Below are 19736 nucleotides of genomic sequence, written 5' to 3' on the forward strand. Positions count from 1 at the left end.
GGTAAAGCCAGGTTCCGGGCCCGTTGGCAACGCGCCCGGTGGATTGACTCTTTTGTCGTTCAGCCCGGCATTAACGAATGCTCGAGAATGCCGGCCCCTATTGCTATGCCAAAAACGGCGGGAGGATTAATGCTCGCGGGTTTTGTGGAAATGCACATCCGGGTAGCGTTCCTGAGTCAGGTTCAGGTTCACCATGCTCGGCGCAATATAAGACAGGTTATCACCGCCATCCAGCGCCAGATTCAGCTCGTTCTTGCGTTTAAACTCTTCGAGTTTTTTTGGGTCATTGCATTCAACCCAGCGGGCGGTGGAAACATTCACCGATTCGTACAGCGCTTCACAGTTGTATTCGCTCTTTAACCGGGCCACCACCACTTCGAACTGCAGTACGCCCACGGCGCCAACAATCAAATCGTTATTGGTAATGGGGCGGAAAACCTGTACCGCGCCTTCCTCGGAGAGCTGGACCAGCCCTTTTAGCAGCTGCTTTTGTTTCAACGGATCGCGCAAACGAATACGACGGAACATTTCCGGCGCGAAGTTCGGAATACCGGTGAACTTCATTTTTTCACCCTGGGTGAAGGTGTCGCCAATCTGAATGGTGCCGTGGTTATGCAGGCCGATGATGTCGCCGGGATAGGCTTCTTCAATATGCGAACGGTCGCCGGCCATGAATGTCAGGGCATCGGCAATCAACACCTCTTTACCGGTCCTGACCTGATACAGCTTCATGCCGGTTTCATAGCGCCCCGACACGACGCGCATAAAGGCCACGCGGTCACGGTGTTTAGGATCCATGTTGGCCTGGATTTTAAAGACGAAGCCGGTAAATTTCTCCTCGTCGGCGGTAACGACGCGGGTATCGGTTTTACGCGGCATCGGCGGGGGCGCCCAGGCCACCAAACCGTCCAGCATATGATCGACGCCGAAATTGCCCAGCGCGGTGCCGAAAAAGACCGGGGTAAGTTCGCCGCGCAGGAATGCCTGCTCCTCGAACGGATGGGACGCACCCTGCACCAGTTCCAGCTCTTCCCGCAGCTGCGCCGCCAGATCTTCCCCGACGGCTTTATCCAAATCGGGATTATTCAGGCCTTTGACAATCCTCACTTCCTGGATGGTATGGCCCTGACCGGTCTGATAGAGGTAAGTCTCGTCCTTATAGAGGTGGTAAACCCCTTTGAATAATTTACCGCAGCCGATGGGCCAGGTAATGGGCGCACAGGCAATACGAAGCTCGTGCTCCACTTCATCCAGCAGCTCCGTCGGATCGCGGATATCGCGATCGACCTTGTTCATAAAGGTCAGGATCGGCGTATCCCGCAGGCGGGTAACTTCCATCAGCTTACGGGTACGGTCTTCCACGCCTTTGGCGGCGTCGATAACCATCAAGCAGCAGTCCACCGCCGTCAGCGTCCGATAGGTGTCTTCCGAGAAGTCCTCATGCCCGGGGGTATCCAGCAAATTGATCAGGGCATGCTGATAAGGGAACTGCATGACCGACGTGGTAATGGAGATGCCGCGCTGTTTTTCCATTTCCATCCAGTCGGATTTCGCGTGGTGGCTTGAGCCTCTGCCCTTTACCGTCCCGGCGGTAAGGATGGCGTGTCCGAACAGCAGGACTTTTTCAGTAATGGTGGTTTTACCGGCGTCGGGGTGCGATATGATCGCAAAAGTTCGCCGGGCCGCAACTTCCGCGGCGTAAGAAGCATTCTTCATCTTCTGTTTCTCGATGGGTACATCTTGATGTACGCGTTTTCTAATAAAATGTTGCCGATGCCAGATTCTACATGGAGACCGGGTCTATTGATATATCCTGAGTACGTCGATTTGCAGGAAGGCGGCGGCGCGGCGAATCCCGCCGTCATCCCAATGGCAGGGCCATGATGATGGCATCCTCGCGCCCGGCGGCGGCAGGATAATAATCACGTCGCACCGAGACCTCGTTGAACCCCAGGGACTGATACAGCGCAATGGCGGCGGAATTGGATTTCCGGACTTCCAGCCATAACGTCAATATGCCCCGGTTCTCCAATTCGCCGATAAGGTATTCCAGGAGTTCTCGCCCTAAGCCGCGGCGCTGGTATTCGGGATGAACGGCGATATTGAACAGCGACGCTTCGTCAAGCACCGTTTGGGTAATGGCATATGCCGCCAGCCGTTCCCCGACGGAAAGCTTGAAATTCAGATACCGATCGCCCTGATTATCGGCGAAAGTCTTTGCCGACCAGGGGAATGCATGGCTGGCCTGCTCAATATGCCACGCATCCCGTAGATCGGCGGGGCTAAGCGGAGAAATCTTGTTCATAACGACAAATCTGCTGCCATAGATCGCGCTTGGCCGCGGCGTTGCCCAGCAGGGCGGCCAGCGGCGGCGTGGTAAAAGAGACCCCGGACAGGGAACGCGTCGCCTCAAGCCCCATCCACCAGCTGTGGCAGCGGGTCTCCGAGGGCAGCATCACTACCTGTTCAGGCGTAAGCCGGTATAACTGATGCAGTGACAGGCCCAGGCTGCGCGCCACATCCCCCACCAGAGGATGCTCCGCCGCCGGCGGCGCCTCGGCCACGATCAACAGGCGGATTTCCGGCGGCAACACCACCGCCACCTCCCCCGACAGCGCGGCGGGACGCCGCAGCGTCCATTGCGTGATACCCAGTTGATGCAACAGCCAATCGCGTCTTGATGTCATTACTTTTCCGTTCGCGAGGTAAATTCACACCGCCATGCTACCAAACCCATCGAACACGGGGCAATAAAGCACTATACTCCCCGCTCGGATTAATGAGGAGCCTTTGTCGCATGCCAGTGTTAACACCAGCCAGTGAAGTGATACTTCGTCACGAAGACGATTTTTTGAATAAGCGGGTACTGTTTGCCGGCGATGTACAGGATTTGCTGCCCGCCGAACTCGAGGCCGAAAACGTATTGGTCCATACCGCCTGGTATCATCACTGTCTGGCGCTGCAAGGGAAAATGCCCGCGGAAAACGTGCGCTACGGTTTGCTGGCGGAAGCCGATTTTGTCCGGCAATGCGATACGCTTATCTATTTCTGGCCGAAAAACAAGCCGGAAGCTCAATTCCAGCTGTTTAACGTACTCTCGTTGCTGCCCCTTGGCGCCGATGTGTTTGTAGTGGGAGAGAACCGCAGCGGCGTGCGCAGCGCCGAACCGATGCTGGCGGAATATTGCCCGTTGACCAAAATCGACAGCGCCCGCCGCTGCGGTTTGTACCACGGCAGCCTGCAAAACGCCCCGCACTTTGATCTGGACTCGTTCTGGAGCGGCTATCAGCTTGACGGGCTGACGATAAAAACCCTGCCGGGGGTGTTCAGCCGGGACGGGCTGGATACGGGCAGCCAGCTTTTACTCTCCACCTTTGAAAAGCCGGTGAGCGGCGCCATAGCGGATATCGGCTGCGGCACCGGGGTGCTGGCGGCGGTGCTGGCCACCCGGTTTCCCGGGCTGGACCTGACCCTCGGCGATGTGCATGCGCCGGCATTGGCCGCCAGCCAGGCCACACTGGACAGCAATCATCTCACCGGCAACGTGGTGGTGAGCGATGTCTATTCAGGTTTGCCGGGGCGTTTTGATATGATTTTGTCCAACCCGCCTTTCCATGACGGCATGCACACCAATCTGCAGGCGGCGGAAAATCTGATTCGCGGCGCGCAGGCCCATCTGCGCATCGGCGGCCAGCTGCGCATCGTCGCCAATGCCTTCCTACCCTACCCGGCGCTGTTGGACGCGGTGTTTGGTAACCACACCGTATTGGCGCAAACCGGCCGGTTCAAGGTCTACCAGGCTATCCATACCGTTTCACGCGGGAAAGGCAAGTCCGGCAAAGGGGCGTAACCCACATTGAATGCCAAAGCGGACAGGAGACGGAAATTTGCGCGAGGCACCGCTTTTTTTACGTCAAATGCCCGCTTCAGCTCAAATAATTATTGACCTTGACGCCAAAACCTCTAGAATTCGCCTCCGTGGTGGCAGGGCGTAAGCCAGGCCGGTGTCATGCGAAGGTGGCGGAATTGGTAGACGCGCTAGCTTCAGGTGTTAGTGTCTTAACGGACGTGAGGGTTCAAGTCCCTCTCTTCGTACCAGCACAACCACAGCCTATCGGCACGACCGACTTGCACGCGATGGTGGCGGAATTGGTAGACGCGCTAGCTTCAGGTGTTAGTGTTCTTACGGACGTGAGGGTTCAAGTCCCTCCCTTCGCACCAATCGGTGGCGATGCCGGATAGAGTGTAGTCGCGGTAAAATTCAACATGATGAAGAACGTTGTGCGAAGGTGGCGGAATTGGTAGACGCGCTAGCTTCAGGTGTTAGTGTCCTTACGGACGTGAGGGTTCAAGTCCCTCTCTTCGCACCAAATTTCTTTATCACTCATGTTCCGATAAATCCCCCTCATTAGAATCATTCGCACTGTCCGCCCATAAGCCGGCCCCGCACATCGGCGGATGACAGGAACCCATAAAACTGTTAAATTATCCTAACGGGCATTAAAATTTTAAATATAAAAACCAAACAAAATTATTAACACGAAACTCTTTCCAGGATTCGTGTCGTCTGTTATAGCCATTTTCCATCGATGGAGCTTACCAGTTAGGACATGATAAATATTTATAGTTATGATGAACTTCGTAAGAGTAAGCATCGCCTCTCGCTGCTATTGTTTCTTCTTCTTAATATCGCACTTTCGATATTTTATGTGCTTAATGCTTTAAATAATTCCGCTTCCGCTACTTTACCTTCTCTTATAGTGGCGCTATTTTGCGGGTCAGCAATAATAGCCTGTAACTTCCAATTGAAAAGCTATGCGCATGAACTGAATTTTTTTGCACTTTGTATTGGCATGTTATGGGCTTGGCATATCGACATTCGCTTTCATAACACCGCCGTCAACGATAGCGACTTTTTATTATACAGCCTGATGGTGATATTTTTTATCAGCGCCATCTCGCTCACCGATAACTTTATCGCGTTTTGCCTGCATAGTTTGCCGTCGGCCTTGACCGTTATCGTACTGGATGATTTTGCCCATATCCTGACGCTGCTTTTCACCATCGCGTTGCCTCTTGTCAGCTTTTCACTGCATAACCTCATGCAAAAACGCAGCGAAGCCTTTACGTCCGAACTGGTGAGACGGTTAAGCGAAGAAAGGGAAAAATTCAGCGATCTGAGCATGATCGATCCGCTGACCGGACTCTATAACCGCCGGGGTTTGCATAATAGGCTGAATAATCTGCCCGGCGATCGGCCGGTTCGCCACTATATACTGCTGCTGGATATCGATCATTTCAAAGCCTACAACGATAACTACGGCCATACCATGGGGGACAGCGCACTGGTGGCCGTGGCGGCAGCCATTCGTGATACGGTCCGCTCCAGGGATATCGTCGTGCGTTACGGCGGCGAGGAGTTTTTGGTCATGCTGATTGACGTCGACGAAAGTATCGCCATCGCCTGTGCCGAAGCCGTAAGGCAGGCGGTGCTGGATTTGAAAATTCCCCATAAGTTTAATGACAAGGTTTCCACTAACGTGACGTTAAGCGCCGGTATTGCCGTGATGGCCGACAATGATATTGAGGCCTCGCTGCGCGCCGCCGATACCGCGCTCTATTTAGCGAAAAACCGCGGCAGAAACTCCATTGAAATTGCCGGATATAAAACCGAGCAGCAGATGAAATTGTCCGCCAAAACCTGAATGGCCGGTGTTGTTCGACGGCATGCCAATAAATACCTCAGTATTATCTTAAACCATGGAATACTGAGGAAAAGAATATCCCGGTTATATCCCGCTGAAAATAAAATATATTAATAAGATTCAAAGAAAATATTTATTTTGAAACATTAGACCAATTATTTATAATTTAACGAATATTCTGCTCATACCGGCCTTTAGGCGCCGTTTTGCCGTTCGCTTATGTTCTTCGGTGACATTTTTCCGCTCCTCAATAAACCGCTGTTATTCTCCCGGTTTAACCGTCTTACTTGCCGCCTGTCTGATTCAGCACTAGGCTTAGTTGAGCTCAATTCTTACTAAACGGAGGACGGGATGAGCAAGAAAATCGCTGTTTTGATCACCGATGAATTTGAAGATGCCGAATTTACCTCCCCGGCCCAAGCGTATCAGAATGCCGGACACCAGGTTATCACCATAGAGAAAAAAGCCGGCAACACCATCACCGGTAAACGCGGGGAAGCTAAAGTTACCATCGATAAGGCCATAGACGATGTGAATGAATCAGACTTTGACGCCTTGTTGCTGCCCGGCGGCCATTCGCCCGATTCGCTGCGGGGGGATGATCGTTTCGTTGAGTTTACCCGCGCTTTCGCCGCCAGCGGCAAGCCTATTTTTGCCATCTGTCATGGTCCGCAGCTGCTGATCAGCGCCGACGCGGCGCGCGGCAAAAAAATGACCGCCGTCAAACCCATCGTGGTGGATCTGATCAATGCCGGGGCCGATTTCTTTGACAAAGAAGTGGTTGTGGATAACGACACGCTGGTCACCAGCCGTACGCCGGATGATTTACCCGCGTTCAATCGCGAATCACTGCGTATTCTGAATAAGAAGTAACGGTACCGATCATAGGCCTAGTTACCATCAGGCCTTTGAGCTTGTGGGCAATGTGACCGGTCGGGAAAGGCTACCAGATCGTAAACACGCCGTGAATCCATCCTTGGAGGCTCGATCCGCACCGTCCCTGGCGCGGACGGTTTACTCTTCTGGCAGCCTGTCCCTACTTATTAACTCCGAGTACGCTTGTCAGCAGTCTGATAGCCCTGGTGATCATCAGGCCTATATTCTTTCTGGTGTATTACCGGCTTCCCGGACCCAGCTTAGCTTGGTGCCGAAACCCAGCTTGTTGTTGGTGAATTTGATTTCATCCAATCTTAGCTGCCAGATGGGCGTGCTGGCGATTTTCGCCAGCGGGAAACGCGAGGTATAAAGCTTCCGCGCTTCATCCGCCTGTGGGCCGCTGAGCACCGTCATTTCACCACTGTACTGGACGCCTTTGATCAGGCTGACGGTGATGGTCTGATCGCTGATGGTGCCCGCCACATGCCGGTATTGCGCCAGCAACGTTCCGTGGCGGGTGCCGTGATCCGTCAGCATATACAGCGTCATTTCGGCTTCATTAAGCGCATAAAAGCAATTGGCGCACCAGAGGCTTTGGGCATCGCCGACACTCATCGACAACACGTGCTGTTTTTTCAGATAAGCGACGATGGCTTTAAGGTCGGAGTCTGTCTTCACGGCAATTGCTTACTCTCTATAAGGTTTTTATCAGAATATAGCGGTGCGTCACAGACTGTCCACTTCTTTTCTGCCGGAAATTTCATCGTTTCTCCGATTTAGCCCCGGGCCGGTGAAATAGGTTACAATAACCGCCCCGTGACCACGATTTCCCGGAGCCTCCCGCTACGCCATGAGCACATCCTGGTATCTTTATTTAATACGTACCGGCGACGGTATTCTGTATACCGGTATCACCACCGACGTAACGCGGCGGCTAAGGCAGCATGAACGCGGCGTCGGGGCAAAGGCGCTGCGGGGCAGAGGGCCGCTGACGCTGGTATTCCATTGCCCCGCCGGCGACAGAAGCAATGCTCTGCAATGGGAATATCGGATTAAGCAATTGACCCACGGCCAAAAAGAGCAATTAGTGTCCGCACCGGTATCCGCCCTGGAAGATATGTGGTCCAGCGTGTTTCCCCGGCGGGCGTGAAGTGTTCAATTCAACAGCTGGTTGAAAGGCTCGGCATATTCCACTCGACCGTTTGCGTCCGCCATCGCGTCTTCAGCCAAGGTGAAAATGTGCAGGGGGGCGGCGGCGGCGAACTGTTGGCAATGCAAATGTCCATGGGCGGCGGGAACAAAGCCCAGCGCTGCGTAATAAGCGGGATCCCCCTGCACCACCACCCCGCGATAGCCGAACTCGTTCAGCATATCCAGCGCTTCATACACCAGTTGCCGCGCGATGCCCTGATGGCGAAATTCATCTTCCACCGCCAGCGGCGCCAGCCCTACCCATTGGCAATCTTCACCTTCGATCCACACCGGGCTGAAGGCGGCATAACCGATTACGCCGCCCTCTGGGTCGGTGGCCACAATGCCCAGGGTGAGAAGTCCGTCCTCACGCAGCCGTTGCACTAAATCCGCCTCGGCATCACGTTGAAAGGCGCGGCGCAGCAGAGCATCGATACCCGGCGCGTCAACCGGTATTTCCGCCCTGATCAGCACGACGGGGAAACGCGGATGCCTTCACCGCCCGCGCCCTCTTTTAACCCGGCTTCAATAAACTCGGCCATTTGCGCCAATGCGATGCGCAGCAGCGCAGGCATCGTGGTCAGATCAACGGCATCCATCAAATTCTTGACGTACAAACCCAACTCGGTATCTCCCTCAATGCGCAAACGGCGCTGGAAAAACAAGGTATCGGGATCTTCCTTCCGGGCGGCAATCAGGATGAGATCGTTGGCATTACCGCTAAAACTCACCTCCGCTTGCGCCTGACGGCTGACTTTCAACTGACCGTCGTCGATGGTCATATACCACTCCAACGCCATGTCGGTAACGTCGATTCTCAGCCAGCGGCCGGATAAAAACTCCAACTCGCCTTCCGCCAGCGCTTCGCGAAACTGCCAGCGCAACACTTGCTCCAACACTTGGCGCTTAAGCGCGAAAGGGGTGAATTTGATTGGCAAGCGCAATAGCGACGGCCCCCGGCGCACTATGTCTGCTCGTAGTTTATCCAACACTGTTTCTACTCCTCTAAGAACCTTAAGCTATTTTGCCACAGTGAATAAAACCAATCGGGGTCTATATCAATTATTTTCCAACAAAGATCGCCTATTTCCCTTAGGAAATTATGGTTTTCAAGCCGCCATTACGCCATAAGCTGCCCCAAATCAAAATACCGGCGGCACGCCTTATTTAGAATTGCCACAATCACGCATGATCATTTGCCGATAAAACAAGCTGTTGGCCAATGAACTTTTAATGCCTTCCCCAATCTGGGGAAGGTTCATCCAGCAATCGGGAGCCATATGGAGTTGCTCTGTCCCGCCGGCAACCTGCCGGCCCTCAAAGCGGCGGTGGATAACGGCGCCGATGCGGTTTATATCGGCCTTAAGGACGATACCAACGCCCGCCATTTCGCCGGTCTTAATTTTACCGAAAAACGTTTCAATGAAGCGCAGGAGTATATCCATCGCCACCGGCGAAAACTGCATGTGGCCATTAACACCTTCGCCCATCCCGACGGCTACGCCCGCTGGCAGCGCGCGGTTGACACCGCGGCACAGGGCGGCGCGGATGTCCTGATCCTGTCCGATCCGGCCATGCTTGAGTATGCGGCGGAACGCTATCCGCAGGTGGAACGCCATGTTTCGGTACAGGCGTCGGCAACCAACGAAGCCGCCATCCGTTTTTATCAGCAGCATTTCGCCGTATCAAGGGTGGTACTACCCCGCGTACTGTCCATGCATCAGGTGAAACAATTAGCGCTTACAAGTACCGTACCGCTGGAAGTCTTTGCCTTCGGCAGCCTGTGTATTATGGCAGAGGGACGCTGTTACCTCTCCTCTTACCTGACCGGTGAATCGCCGAATACGGTGGGCGCCTGCTCGCCTGCGCGTTTTGTCCGCTGGCAGCAAACCGAGGCGGGGATGGAATCGCGCCTGAACGATGTCCTGATAGACCGATATCTGCCGGAGGAAAACGCCGGCTATCCCACCTTATGCAAAGGCCGCTATTTTGTGGACGGCCAGCGATACCATACCCTGGAGGAGCCCACCAGCCTCAATACGCTGGCACTGCTGCCGGAGCTTATGGCCGCCAATATCGCCTCGGTGAAAATAGAAGGACGGCAGCGCAGCCCGGCCTATGTCAGCCAGGTGACCAAGGTCTGGCGCCAGGCCATCGACAGCTGCCTGGCGGATCCCCGGCATTTCGAACCGCTGGCCGCCTGGAACGAAGCGCTGGGCGCGGTATCCGAAGGGACCCAAACCACCTTGGGCGCCTATCACCGTCGTTGGCAGTAACAGGAGACCGACATGAAATATGCATTAGGACCGGTACTCTATTACTGGTCTAAAGCCGATATCGAGGCGTTTTACGCCGCCGCCAGCGCCGGCAGCGCCGACGTTATCTATCTGGGAGAAACCGTCTGCAGCAAACGCCGCGCGCTTAAAACCGGCGATTGGCTGGAATTGGCGGCCGCCGTGGCGCAGTCGGGCAAGCAGGTGGTTCTTTCCACTCTGGCGCTGATTCAGGCGCCATCCGAGCTGACGGAAATAAAGCGTTATCTCGACAACGGTGATTTTTTGCTGGAAGCGAACGATATCGGCGTGGTCCAAATGGCGGCGGAAAAAGGTTTGCCTTTTGCGGCGGGTCCGGCCCTGAACTGTTACAACGCCTATACGCTGCGTATTTTGCATCGGCAAGGCATGGTGCGCTGGTGTATGCCGGTAGAGCTGTCGCGGGACTGGCTGCAAAATATTCTACTGCAGTGCGAGGAATTGGGATTTCGCCGGCAATTCGAAGTGGAGCTGTTCAGCTACGGTCATTTGCCCCTGGCCTATTCCGCCCGCTGTTTCACCGCCCGCTCGGAAAACCGGCCGAAAGATGAATGCCAGACCTGCTGTATCCAATATCCCCAAGGCCGGCGGGTCTTGTCCCAAGAGCAGCAGCAGGTCTTCGTGCTGAACGGCATACAGACTCAAAGCGGTTATTGCTATAACCTGATCAATGAGCTGCCCTCCATGGTGGATTTGGTGGACGTTGTGCGCCTGTCCCCGCAGGGCATGGATACCCTGGCGATGCTGGAGCGCTTTCGTGCCAATGAGCAGGGACAGCGGCCGTTGCCCCTAAGTCAACATGCCGATTGCAATGGCTATTGGCGCCGGGTCGCCGGATTGACATTGGTGGAGTGACAGCCCCGTCACGGGATCGGAGGCGGATACGGAACAAACGGCCCAGCTTTTTATGCGTATCGAAAAATTCCATTTTGGTTGATACTCATAGTTATCATTAGCCGGCAAAGCTATCGGCGCCATTGACTGCGAGTAACATTATGGCACAACAACCCGTTCCGTTTTCTCTTCTCGATCTCTCTCCGGTGCCGCAGGGCGCGACGCCCCGTCAGGCATTCGAATCGTCCCTGGATCTGGCCCGTCATGCCGAAACCTGGGGTTATAACCGCTATTGGCTGGCGGAGCATCACAATATGACCGGTATCGCCAGCGCCGCCACCTCGGTCCTGCTGGGTTATATCGCCGGCGGTACCCAGACCCTGCGTCTGGGATCCGGCGGAGTCATGCTGCCGAACCACTCCCCGCTGGTGATAGCTGAACAGTTCGGTACCCTGGCGACGCTCTATCCGGGCCGGATTGATTTAGGCCTCGGCCGGGCCCCCGGCACCGATCAACGGACCATGGTGGCGCTGCGCCGCCATCTCGCCGGCGATACCGACAATTTCCCCCGCGACGTGCAGGAGCTGTTGATGTATTTCGACGACGTGCAGCCCGGGGCGCCCGTCCAGGCGGTGCCGGGCCAGGGCCTGCATGTGCCCATATGGCTGCTGGGCTCAAGCCTCTATAGCGCCCAGCTGGCCGCGGCCCTGGGTCTGCCGTTCGCCTTCGCCTCCCATTTCGCGCCGGATATGCTGTGGCAAGCGTTGGACATCTACCGTGAACAGTTCAAGCCTTCGGCTTCGTTGGAAAAACCCTACGCCATGGTCTGCATCAACGTAATTGCCGCCGATAGCGATCGCAACGCCCGCTATCTGTTCACCTCAATGCAGCAGCAGTTTACCAATCTGCGCCGCGGCCGACCGGGTCCGTTGCCGGCGCCGGTGGAAGATATCGAAGCGTTATGGTCGGCGGGAGAACAGTATGGCGTCGAACAGGCGCTGCGCATGTCGGTGGTGGGGGGCCGGGAAAAGGTCCGTGCCGGTCTGCAGGCAATATTGACCGAAACCGGGGCCGATGAGCTGATGATTAACGGACAGATTTTTGATCACCAGGCCCGGCTGCGCTCATTTGAAATCGCCATGAGCGTTAGGTCGGAGCTGACGGTGTAATTCTCACCGGCCGAGGCCGGATTCAGGGCAAAAAAAAACCGCCGATAAGGCGGTTGATTTTGTTGACAAAGTGCCTGGTCAGGACAGGCTGCCAGATCGTAAACACGCCGTAAACCCATCCCTGGGGGCTCGATCCGCGCCATCCATGGCGCGGACGGTTTACTCTTCTGGCAGCCTGTCCCGCCTTATTGACTCCGAGCACGTTTGCCAGCAGTCTGAAACCGCCCTTGGGCGGTTTGTCATCCTATCTTATGCATCACTACCGAAACGGCGGCGGCCTGCCGGTGCGGCGGCGCTGTCGCCATCACGGCGCGGGGCGCGCTGGCCATCGCGGCTGAAACGGCGCTCGGTGCTTGCTCCGCCTTCACGGCGATCGCTGAAGTTACGGCGGGCCGGCGCGCCGGCTGGAGCGCTGCCGCCTTCACGACGTTCACCGCCGCCGAAACCGCCGCGAGGTGCGCCGCCACGGCGTTCACCGCGGGGTTGGGCCTGGGCTTCACCCACAAATTGCATATTCATCGGCTTGTTAAGAATACGCGTACGGGTGAAATGCGACAGCATATCCCCCGGCATACCCTTCGGCAGTTCGATGGTGGAGTGGGAAGCGAACAGCTTGATATTGCCGATGTACCGGCTGCTGATATCGCCTTCGTTGGCAATGGCGCCCACGATATGGCGAACTTCCACCCCGTCGTCACGGCCCACCTCAATGCGGTACAAATCCATTTCACCCACGTCGCGACGTTCACGGCGTGCCGGACGTTCACCACCGGCACCGGCGCTTTCCGGGCGGCGTTCATCACGTTCGCGGAATTCACGGCGCGGACGACGGTCAATAACCGGATCCGGCGGCAGGATCAGCGGACGTTCGCCCTGGGCCATTTTCAGAAGTGCCGCGGCCAGGGTTTCCATATCCAGCTCTTCCAGCGGCTGAAGCTTCGCCAGCAGGGCGCGATACATATCCAAATCGCTGCTTTCCAACTGGGCCTGGACCTTCGAGGCGAATTTTTCCAGACGGCGCTGGCTGAGCAACTCGCCGGTAGGGATTTCCACTTCTGGAATAGCCAGCTTCATGATACGTTCGATATTCTTCAGCAAACGGCGTTCGCGGTTCTCAACGAACAGCAGCGCGCGTCCGGCGCGGCCCGCACGGCCGGTACGGCCGATACGGTGCACATAGGATTCCGAATCCATCGGAATATCATAGTTCACCACCAGGCTGATACGATCCACATCCAGTCCGCGAGCCGCCACATCGGTGGCAATCAGAATATCCAGACGACCGTCCTTCAGGCGATCCAGGGTTTGTTCACGCAAGGCCTGGTTCATATCGCCGTTAAGGGCGGCGCTGTTGTAACCGCTGTGCTCCAGCGCTTCCGCCACTTCCAGCGTGGCGTTTTTGGTGCGCACGAAGATGATGGCGGCGTCGAAATCTTCCGCTTCGAGGAAACGCACCAGCGCTTCATTCTTGCGCATGCCGTGCACCGTCCAGTAACTCTGGCTGATATCGGGACGGGTGGTCACGCTGGACTGAATCCTGACTTCCTGCGGATCGTTCATGAAACGACGGGTAATCCGGCGAATCGCCTCAGGCATCGTGGCGGAAAACAGCGCCGTCTGATGCTTGGCGGGGATTTGCGCCATAATGGTTTCCACGTCTTCGATAAAGCCCATACGCAGCATTTCATCGGCTTCATCCAGCACCAAACCGCTGAGTTTGGATAAATCGAGGGTGCCGCGTTTCAAATGGTCCAGCAGACGACCCGGCGTACCCACGACAACCTGCGGCCCTTGGCGCAGGGCGCGCAACTGGACGTCATAACGCTGGCCGCCGTAAAGCGCCACCACGTTAATGCCTTTCATATGCTTGGCAAAATCGGAAATCGCTTCCGCGACCTGTACCGCCAACTCACGGGTCGGCGCCAGAACCAGCACTTGGGGAGCGGCCAGTTCCGCATCAATATTATGTAATAGGGGCAAAGCAAACGCAGCGGTCTTCCCGCTCCCGGTTTGCGCCATGCCCAGGACATCACGGCCCGCCAGCAACTGCGGGATACACTCTAACTGGATTGGCGATGGTTTTTCGTAGCCCAGATCGAGAAGAGCGTTGAGGATGGGAGTGGAGAGTCCCAAATCAGCAAAGGAGGTTTCAACTTCAGACATGTACACGTGCCTCATTTCATCATGGCGGCCAGTCTACATACCTCGTCGTGAAAACTTTCAGTCATTTTCATCAAAAGTGTGAACCGGCTCAAATTGGATTAAAAACGGACAAACAAGCCCTCACCCTCGCAGGTGATAAAAAAAAGGTATCGGGCTGAGTTGTTTAGTTCGTCAGCTATTGCTGGTCCGATTCTGATAGGTCGTCTTGCCCTTGGCCTAAAAGCGCCAATTCCAACAATGCATAGCGGTGCTCAACAAAGTTATGTACGTTGTTAGCGACCGTCAGTTTGAACAGCGCCGAAGCGGAGTTCTTGTCCCCCAGACTCAGGTAGTGTTTACCTAAATAGAAGTCAGTTTCACTGAGATGCTCGGCGAGCGAAGTGTTATCCGTTGCGTCCGCCTTAAGGCGCTCCATCAGCGTTGTTTCACTGATGTCCCCCAGGTAGAACTCGACAATATTCCATCCCCATTGCCCCCTGTTCGCTTTCTGATAGCGCTGTGCCAGCGCGTCTTTGGCTTTGTTGGTGTCGATTTGCTTCTCCACCAGGTAAAGCCACAGCGAACGGAATGGATCATTTGGGTCGTCGCGATAAAACGCCTGCAGATCATCCTGCGCTAAACGGTAGCGGCCTCCATAATACAAGGCGATGCCACGGTTTAAATACGCGTAATTGTAAGTTGGATCAAGCTCTAGTACAGAATCAAACGCTTCATAGGCAGCATCAAAATTGCCTGCCTGCGTTAAATATATGCCGAGATAATTAAAAACTTCCGGCATATCGGGTCGTATTGCCAACGCTTGTGAAAAATCATTCCGCGCCAGCGCACGCAACCCAAGACTATCATACAGCACTCCGCGCTCATATAATAGCTGTGCTCGTTCATCATCGGTTAGTGCCCGGCTCGCCAGGATTTGTTCCATGCGCGCCAGGATGACTTCCTGTTGTAACGTCGGCTGTAAGGGAACAGCTAATACGTCATCTTTACTACGCCAATCAATGTTGCTGCATCCTGCCAGCATAAACGCCATCGCAACGAACCACCAGCGCAAGTAAGGCCTCATTTCCCACTCCCGAAGAAAAACATTGGATGAACGTCCTGTCCCCCATCGGCTTAACACAAGGCGTCCCGCCCTTGTGATACGATCAGCTCCCTACCGCGTAAGGAGCTGTAAATTGCGCTAACAGTAATTATACTCTTTTATCGTGCCGATTTATTCTACTTCAGGTACTGCCGCATCCTGACCGGGCGTGGTGGCTTCTTTGATACTTAAACGCACGCGCCCCTGACGATCAACTTCCAATACCTTGACCGGCACTTCTTGTCCCATTTGCAAATAGTCGGCCACTTTTTCCACACGCTTGTCGGCAATCTGGGAAATATGCACCAGACCTTCTTTGCCGCCGCCGATTGCCACGAAGGCGCCAAAATCGACAATACGCGTCACTTTACCATTATAGACCCGGCCCACTTCAATTTCAGCGGTAATCTCTTCGATACGGCGAATGGCATGGCGCGCTTTCTCACCGTCGGTGGCAGCGACTTTGACCGTGCCGTCATCTTCGATTTCAATGGTCGTGCCGGTTTCTTCCGTCAGGGCGCGAATCACCGAGCCACCCTTGCCAATCACATCCTTGATCTTGTCCGGATTGATTTTGATGGTATGAATACGGGGTGCGAACTGAGAAATATCGCCGCGCGGCGTACTGATAGCCTGTTCCATCACGCCCAGGATATGCAGGCGGGCGCCTTTGGCCTGATTCAACGCCACCTGCATGATCTCGCGGGTGATGCCTTCAATCTTGATATCCATCTGCAACGCGGTGACGCCTTCGCGGCTACCGGCCACTTTAAAGTCCATGTCGCCAAGATGATCTTCATCACCCAGGATGTCCGACAGCACGACAAAGCTATCCCCTTCTTTCACCAGTCCCATGGCGATCCCGGCCACTGCCGCTTTGATCGGCACGCCGGCATCCATCAGCGCCAGCGAAGCGCCGCACACGGAAGCCATGGAGGAAGAACCGTTGGATTCGGTGATTTCCGACACCACACGCACGGTGTACGGGAACTCATTGGCTTTCGGCATCACGGCCAGCACGCCGCGCTTAGCCAGTCGGCCATGGCCGATTTCCCGGCGCTTCGGCGAACCGACCATGCCGGTTTCACCCACGCAGTACGGAGGGAAGTTATAGTGTAGCAGAAAACGATCGGTACGCTCGCCGGTCAATTCGTCTATATTTTGCGCGTCACGCTCGGTGCCCAGGGTGGCGGTTACCAGCGCCTGGGTTTCGCCACGGGTAAACAGTGCCGAACCATGGGTGCGCGGCAATACGCCGGTACGGATATCAAGACCGCGGATCATGTCTTTTTCACGGCCGTCGATGCGCGGTTCACCGCGCAGCACCCGGCTGCGGACCACGGTTTTTTCCAGGCTGCCCAGCAGTTCCTGAATTTCTCCGTCGTCAAGGGCAGGGTCCTGAGCCAGCAGCGCCGCGGCAACGTCGGACTTGATGGCGTCAACCTGGGCGTAGCGCGCCTGTTTTTCCGTGATGCGGTAAGCATCACCCAGACGGGCTTCGGCCAGTTCGGCAACCCGGGCCTGCAAATCGGCGTTGACTTCCGGCGCGTGCCAATCCCATCTCGGTTTGCCGGCTTCCGCCGCCAGGGCCTTGATGTTTTCAATCACGACCTGCTGCTGTTCATGGCCAAAGACCACGGCGCCCAGCATTTCGTCTTCGCTCAGCAGCTGCGCTTCGGATTCCACCATCAGAACCGCATTCGCCGTACCGGCGACCACCAGGTCCAGCTGGCTTCCAGCCAGTTCGGCGGTGGTGGGATTCAATACGTACTGCTTGTTGATATATCCGACCCGCGCGGCGCCGATGGGACCGTTGAACGGGATGCCGGACAGGCTCAATGCGGCGGAAGCGCCGATCATGGCCACGATATCCGGGCTGACCTGCGGATTAACGGAAACCACGGTGGCAATGACCTGGACTTCGTTCAGGAATCCATCAGGAAACAGCGGACGGATGGGACGGTCTATCAAACGGGAAATCAGGGTTTCGCCTTCGCTGGGACGGCCTTCGCGGCGGAAGAAGCCGCCCGGGAAACGGCCGGCGGCATAAGTGCGTTCCTGGTAGTTAACGGTGAGCGGAAAAAAGTCCTGTCCCGGTTTGGCATGTTTAGCACCCACCACGGTAACGAATACGGCGGTGTCGTCCATGCTGACCATAACGGCGGCAGTGGCCTGGCGGGCCATCATTCCGGTTTCAAGCGTAACCGTATGTTGTCCATATTGAAACTTGCGTACAATCGGATTTAGCAAAATGATATCCTTTTTCTGGGCGGGCTTCTCTGTCTCGCTCGCCGATAACAATACCCGCCATACCTCAAGTTGCAGGTGCGTTGGCTTTCCAGCAACTCGAATTATTTAGGGTACCACCCATCTTCCTATTGCATCCTCGCGACTAATGACAATCCTTATCCCCCTGGATAAAGCCTCTCATTAGCCGCGCGAATCTCAGCAATTGAAGAATCTTCATCAGCAACAACACATTACCTTGAACGGTTATCGCTGCCTAGAAGAAAGGGGCCGCATAAGGCCCCTTTCTACCAAAACTGTCTGGCTTAACGACGCAGACCCAGACGCTCGATCAGGCTGGTATAACGTGCGACATCTTTACCTTTCAGGTAGTCAAGCAGCTTACGACGCTGTGAAACCATGCGCAGCAGACCACGACGGCTATGGTGATCTTTCTTATGTTCCGCAAAATGGCCTTGCAAATGGCTGATTTGAGCGGTTAAAAGAGCAACCTGAACCTCGGTGGAACCGCTATCTTTGGCATCACGGCCGAAATCAGTAACGATTTTTGCTTTTGCTTCAACACTTAGAGACATTATAACACTCCAAAATTATTGTGAAATACACACAGGCGCCGATCTCTAATTCAGCAACCCCATTCATAAGCCGCGCTATTCTACTCTTAGCCTCGGCCGGAAGCAAGGCGCAGACTCATTCAGCCGCGGGCTTCCGCCACCAGCCGGCGGGGCGCGACCATGCCCGGCTCGGTGATTTCCCCCACGCCGAAAAAGGCGCGCTCCGGCCCTTCGGTCAATCGGACCATGGCGTTTTGCGGCGTATCTCCCGACGACACCGATACCGCTTGCCCCAGCCTGACATAACCGGCCAGCACCGCGGTAAGATTGACTTCCGGCATGGCGGACACCGCGCTGTCCATAGGCAGCAGCAGCTTATCAAGGGTGGCCAGGGTATCGGCGGCGGCCGGGTCTTCGCCGCTGAGGGCGCGCAATTGCTCCAGCGTCACCATCCGCTCGGTGGGATAATCAGCCACCGCCAGACGGCGCAGCTCGATAACATGGGCGCCGCAGCCAAGCATTTCGCCGAGATCGTCGATAATGGTGCGGATATAGGTGCCCTTCGAGCAATGGATTTCCAGTTCGAGGCTCTGTTGATCCCAGTGCGCCAACTTCAGCTCATAAACCCGGATCGGCCGGGCGGCGCGCTCCACTTCGATACCCTGGCGCGCATACTCGTACAGGGGCCGGCCCTGGTGTTTCAGCGCCGAATACATGGAGGGAATCTGCATGGATTCCCCACGAAAGCGCTGCAGGGCCTGCTCCAGCTGCTGCTGGCCCAGGTCCACCGGGCGCTCGCTGATAATCGCCCCTTCCGCATCCGACGTATCGGTGCGCTGCCCCAGCCGGGCCACCACCCGATAGCGCTTGTCCGCATCCAGCAAATGCTGGGAAAACTTGGTGGCTTCACCCAGGCAGATGGGCAGCATCCCGGTGGCCAGGGGATCCAGCGCGCCGGTATGCCCGGCTTTGTTGGCCGCGAACAGGCGCTTCACTTTTTGCAGCAGATCATTAGAGGAAAGCCCCATGGGCTTATCCACCAGAACGATACCGTTTATGTCTCGGCCGCGACGACTGGGACGCCCCATCAGTCCTCCTTGTCCTCGTCCGGTTCCGATTCGGTGCGCCGGGCGCGATCCTGCTGTACCACCTGGCTCACCAGGTTGGACATTCTCATCCCTTCCACCAGCGAATTGTCATAGGCGAACGTCAGTTCCGGCACCACCCGCAGGCGCATGGCTTTACCCAGCAAACTGCGGATAAACCCGGACGCGTCCTGCAAGGCGTTAATGCCCGTTTTGATTTGCTGAGGCTCGTTATCATTGAGGAAAGTCACAAATACCTTGGCATAAGCCAGATCGCGCGAGACTTCCACAGCGGAAACCGTCGCCATGCCCACACGGGGGTCTTTGATTTCGCGTTGCAGGATGATGGCGATTTCTTTTTGCATCTCCTGCGAGACGCGCTGGGTGCGACTGTATTCTTTTGCCATTCTAAATTCTCCAGACAAAACAGGGGGCATAATGCCCCCTCTTACCGCTGACAAACCTGCTCGGAGTCAATAAGGCGGGACAGGATGATAGAAGAGTAAACCGTCCGCGCCA

20 protein-coding genes and 3 tRNA genes are annotated in these 19736 nt (G+C 55.7%); 10 read left to right on the forward strand and 13 right to left on the reverse strand.

Features of this window, described 5'->3' with window-relative positions; translation table 11 throughout:
* Positions 1 to 126: 126 nt before the first annotated feature.
* The 3 genes from prfC to ACL2XO_RS22770 all read right to left on the reverse strand — a co-directional run bounded on the left by prfC (position 127) and on the right by ACL2XO_RS22770 (position 2687).
* A complete protein-coding gene (gene prfC / locus ACL2XO_RS22760; RefSeq protein ID WP_132925832.1) occupies positions 127 to 1716 on the reverse strand; it encodes a peptide chain release factor 3 in 1590 nt (529 codons plus the stop codon).
* A 145-nt stretch (positions 1717 to 1861) separates the two neighbouring features.
* Positions 1862 to 2305, reverse strand: a complete 444-nt coding sequence (rimI, locus tag ACL2XO_RS22765; protein WP_203523935.1) for a ribosomal protein S18-alanine N-acetyltransferase — start codon at positions 2303 to 2305, stop codon at positions 1862 to 1864.
* Positions 2283 to 2687, reverse strand: coding sequence for a DNA polymerase III subunit psi (locus tag ACL2XO_RS22770; RefSeq protein ID WP_413725515.1), 405 nt, complete (start codon positions 2685 to 2687; stop codon positions 2283 to 2285). Before ACL2XO_RS22770 ends, rimI begins: the two co-directional genes overlap by 23 nt.
* A 110-nt stretch (positions 2688 to 2797) precedes the next feature.
* Between ACL2XO_RS22770 and rsmC the strand changes: the two genes are divergently transcribed.
* The 6 genes from rsmC to ACL2XO_RS22800 all read left to right on the forward strand — a co-directional run bounded on the left by rsmC (position 2798) and on the right by ACL2XO_RS22800 (position 6578).
* Entirely contained in the window at positions 2798 to 3850 is a 1053-nt protein-coding gene (rsmC, locus tag ACL2XO_RS22775) for a 16S rRNA (guanine(1207)-N(2))-methyltransferase RsmC (RefSeq protein WP_413725516.1), read from the forward strand.
* A gap of 161 nt (positions 3851 to 4011) precedes the next feature.
* A tRNA-Leu gene (locus ACL2XO_RS22780) sits at positions 4012 to 4098 on the forward strand.
* A 36-nt stretch (positions 4099 to 4134) separates the two neighbouring features.
* Positions 4135 to 4221: transfer RNA gene (locus ACL2XO_RS22785), tRNA-Leu, on the forward strand.
* 62 nt (positions 4222 to 4283) lie between these two features.
* Positions 4284 to 4370: transfer RNA gene (locus ACL2XO_RS22790), tRNA-Leu, on the forward strand.
* A 240-nt stretch (positions 4371 to 4610) separates the two neighbouring features.
* Positions 4611 to 5705, forward strand: coding sequence for a GGDEF domain-containing protein (locus ACL2XO_RS22795; RefSeq protein WP_413725517.1), 1095 nt, complete (start codon positions 4611 to 4613; stop codon positions 5703 to 5705).
* Between the two features lie 351 nt (positions 5706 to 6056).
* Positions 6057 to 6578, forward strand: a complete 522-nt coding sequence (locus ACL2XO_RS22800) for a type 1 glutamine amidotransferase domain-containing protein (RefSeq protein WP_413725518.1) — start codon at positions 6057 to 6059, stop codon at positions 6576 to 6578.
* 222 nt (positions 6579 to 6800) lie between these two features.
* On the opposite strand, the gene ACL2XO_RS22805 is transcribed toward ACL2XO_RS22800, so the two are convergent.
* On the reverse strand, positions 6801 to 7259 hold the full coding sequence (locus ACL2XO_RS22805; RefSeq protein WP_413741572.1) for a YhbP family protein: 459 nt from the start codon (positions 7257 to 7259) through the stop codon (positions 6801 to 6803).
* 172 nt (positions 7260 to 7431) lie between these two features.
* On the opposite strand from ACL2XO_RS22805, the gene ACL2XO_RS22810 reads away from it, so the two are divergent.
* On the forward strand, positions 7432 to 7731 hold the full coding sequence (locus tag ACL2XO_RS22810; protein ID WP_132925819.1) for a GIY-YIG nuclease family protein: 300 nt from the start codon (positions 7432 to 7434) through the stop codon (positions 7729 to 7731).
* Positions 7732 to 7736: 5 nt separating this feature from the next.
* On the opposite strand, the gene ACL2XO_RS22815 is transcribed toward ACL2XO_RS22810, so the two are convergent.
* Positions 7737 to 8246 (reverse strand): GNAT family N-acetyltransferase, encoded by a 510-nt coding sequence (locus tag ACL2XO_RS22815; protein ID WP_132925817.1) that lies wholly within the window; start codon positions 8244 to 8246, stop codon positions 7737 to 7739.
* On the reverse strand, positions 8240 to 8764 hold the full coding sequence (gene ubiT, locus ACL2XO_RS22820) for a ubiquinone anaerobic biosynthesis accessory factor UbiT (RefSeq protein ID WP_132925815.1): 525 nt from the start codon (positions 8762 to 8764) through the stop codon (positions 8240 to 8242). Before ubiT ends, ACL2XO_RS22815 begins: the two co-directional genes overlap by 7 nt.
* A 288-nt stretch (positions 8765 to 9052) precedes the next feature.
* Here ubiT and ubiU point away from each other — a divergent pair, with 288 nt between their 5' ends.
* From ubiU to ACL2XO_RS22835, 3 genes are all read left to right on the forward strand, one after another.
* Positions 9053 to 10048 carry a ubiquinone anaerobic biosynthesis protein UbiU gene (ubiU, locus tag ACL2XO_RS22825; protein WP_203523941.1) on the forward strand — a complete coding sequence of 332 codons (996 nt, stop codon included), beginning with the start codon at positions 9053 to 9055 and terminating at the stop codon, positions 10046 to 10048.
* A 12-nt stretch (positions 10049 to 10060) separates the two neighbouring features.
* Entirely contained in the window at positions 10061 to 10939 is an 879-nt protein-coding gene (locus tag ACL2XO_RS22830) for a U32 family peptidase (protein ID WP_132925811.1), read from the forward strand.
* A gap of 140 nt (positions 10940 to 11079) precedes the next feature.
* On the forward strand, positions 11080 to 12087 hold the full coding sequence (locus tag ACL2XO_RS22835; RefSeq protein ID WP_132925809.1) for a luciferase-like monooxygenase: 1008 nt from the start codon (positions 11080 to 11082) through the stop codon (positions 12085 to 12087).
* A gap of 249 nt (positions 12088 to 12336) precedes the next feature.
* On the opposite strand, the gene ACL2XO_RS22840 is transcribed toward ACL2XO_RS22835, so the two are convergent.
* From ACL2XO_RS22840 to rbfA, 7 genes are all read right to left on the reverse strand, one after another.
* Complete coding sequence (locus tag ACL2XO_RS22840) at positions 12337 to 14250, reverse strand: DEAD/DEAH family ATP-dependent RNA helicase (RefSeq protein ID WP_132925807.1); 1914 nt, start codon at positions 14248 to 14250, stop codon at positions 12337 to 12339.
* 11 nt (positions 14251 to 14261) lie between these two features.
* The gene (yrbN, locus tag ACL2XO_RS22845) at positions 14262 to 14321 is read right to left on the reverse strand and encodes a protein YrbN (RefSeq protein WP_132928005.1); all 60 of its coding nucleotides are present in this window, start codon (positions 14319 to 14321) and stop codon (positions 14262 to 14264) included.
* A 104-nt stretch (positions 14322 to 14425) separates the two neighbouring features.
* Complete coding sequence (nlpI, locus tag ACL2XO_RS22850) at positions 14426 to 15313, reverse strand: lipoprotein NlpI (RefSeq protein ID WP_132925805.1); 888 nt, start codon at positions 15311 to 15313, stop codon at positions 14426 to 14428.
* Positions 15314 to 15463: 150 nt separating this feature from the next.
* Positions 15464 to 17581, reverse strand: coding sequence for a polyribonucleotide nucleotidyltransferase (gene pnp, locus ACL2XO_RS22855; protein WP_203523943.1), 2118 nt, complete (start codon positions 17579 to 17581; stop codon positions 15464 to 15466).
* 302 nt (positions 17582 to 17883) lie between these two features.
* Positions 17884 to 18153, reverse strand: a complete 270-nt coding sequence (gene rpsO / locus ACL2XO_RS22860) for a 30S ribosomal protein S15 (RefSeq protein ID WP_074012496.1) — start codon at positions 18151 to 18153, stop codon at positions 17884 to 17886.
* Positions 18154 to 18272: 119 nt separating this feature from the next.
* On the reverse strand, positions 18273 to 19220 hold the full coding sequence (truB, locus tag ACL2XO_RS22865) for a tRNA pseudouridine(55) synthase TruB (RefSeq protein WP_413725521.1): 948 nt from the start codon (positions 19218 to 19220) through the stop codon (positions 18273 to 18275).
* A complete protein-coding gene (gene rbfA / locus ACL2XO_RS22870) occupies positions 19220 to 19624 on the reverse strand; it encodes a 30S ribosome-binding factor RbfA (RefSeq protein ID WP_132925799.1) in 405 nt (134 codons plus the stop codon). The genes truB and rbfA overlap by 1 nt, the downstream gene beginning before the upstream one ends.
* Positions 19625 to 19736: the final 112 nt, after the last annotated feature.

Source organism: Sodalis sp. RH15, from assembly GCF_047324255.1.
Lineage (GTDB): Bacteria > Pseudomonadota > Gammaproteobacteria > Enterobacterales > Enterobacteriaceae > Acerihabitans > Acerihabitans ligni.

Bases quoted from the DNA above. Each gene is read 5' to 3' on its own strand.
- prfC (WP_132925832.1), bottom strand. From the start codon at position 1,716: ATGAAGAATGCTTCTTACGCCGCGGAAGTTGCGGCCCGGCGAACTTTT.
- rimI (WP_203523935.1), bottom strand. From the start codon at position 2,305: ATGAACAAGATTTCTCCGCTTAGCCCCGCCGATCTACGGGATGCGTGG.
- ACL2XO_RS22770 (WP_413725515.1), bottom strand. From the start codon at position 2,687: ATGACATCAAGACGCGATTGGCTGTTGCATCAACTGGGTATCACGCAA.
- rsmC (WP_413725516.1), top strand. From the start codon at position 2,798: ATGCCAGTGTTAACACCAGCCAGTGAAGTGATACTTCGTCACGAAGAC.
- ACL2XO_RS22795 (WP_413725517.1), top strand. From the start codon at position 4,611: ATGATAAATATTTATAGTTATGATGAACTTCGTAAGAGTAAGCATCGC.
- ACL2XO_RS22800 (WP_413725518.1), top strand. From the start codon at position 6,057: ATGAGCAAGAAAATCGCTGTTTTGATCACCGATGAATTTGAAGATGCC.
- ACL2XO_RS22810 (WP_132925819.1), top strand. From the start codon at position 7,432: ATGAGCACATCCTGGTATCTTTATTTAATACGTACCGGCGACGGTATT.
- ubiU (WP_203523941.1), top strand. From the start codon at position 9,053: ATGGAGTTGCTCTGTCCCGCCGGCAACCTGCCGGCCCTCAAAGCGGCG.
- ACL2XO_RS22830 (WP_132925811.1), top strand. From the start codon at position 10,061: ATGAAATATGCATTAGGACCGGTACTCTATTACTGGTCTAAAGCCGAT.
- ACL2XO_RS22835 (WP_132925809.1), top strand. From the start codon at position 11,080: ATGGCACAACAACCCGTTCCGTTTTCTCTTCTCGATCTCTCTCCGGTG.
- ACL2XO_RS22840 (WP_132925807.1), bottom strand. From the start codon at position 14,250: ATGTCTGAAGTTGAAACCTCCTTTGCTGATTTGGGACTCTCCACTCCC.
- nlpI (WP_132925805.1), bottom strand. From the start codon at position 15,313: ATGAGGCCTTACTTGCGCTGGTGGTTCGTTGCGATGGCGTTTATGCTG.
- rpsO (WP_074012496.1), bottom strand. From the start codon at position 18,153: ATGTCTCTAAGTGTTGAAGCAAAAGCAAAAATCGTTACTGATTTCGGC.
- truB (WP_413725521.1), bottom strand. From the start codon at position 19,220: ATGGGGCGTCCCAGTCGTCGCGGCCGAGACATAAACGGTATCGTTCTG.
- rbfA (WP_132925799.1), bottom strand. From the start codon at position 19,624: ATGGCAAAAGAATACAGTCGCACCCAGCGCGTCTCGCAGGAGATGCAA.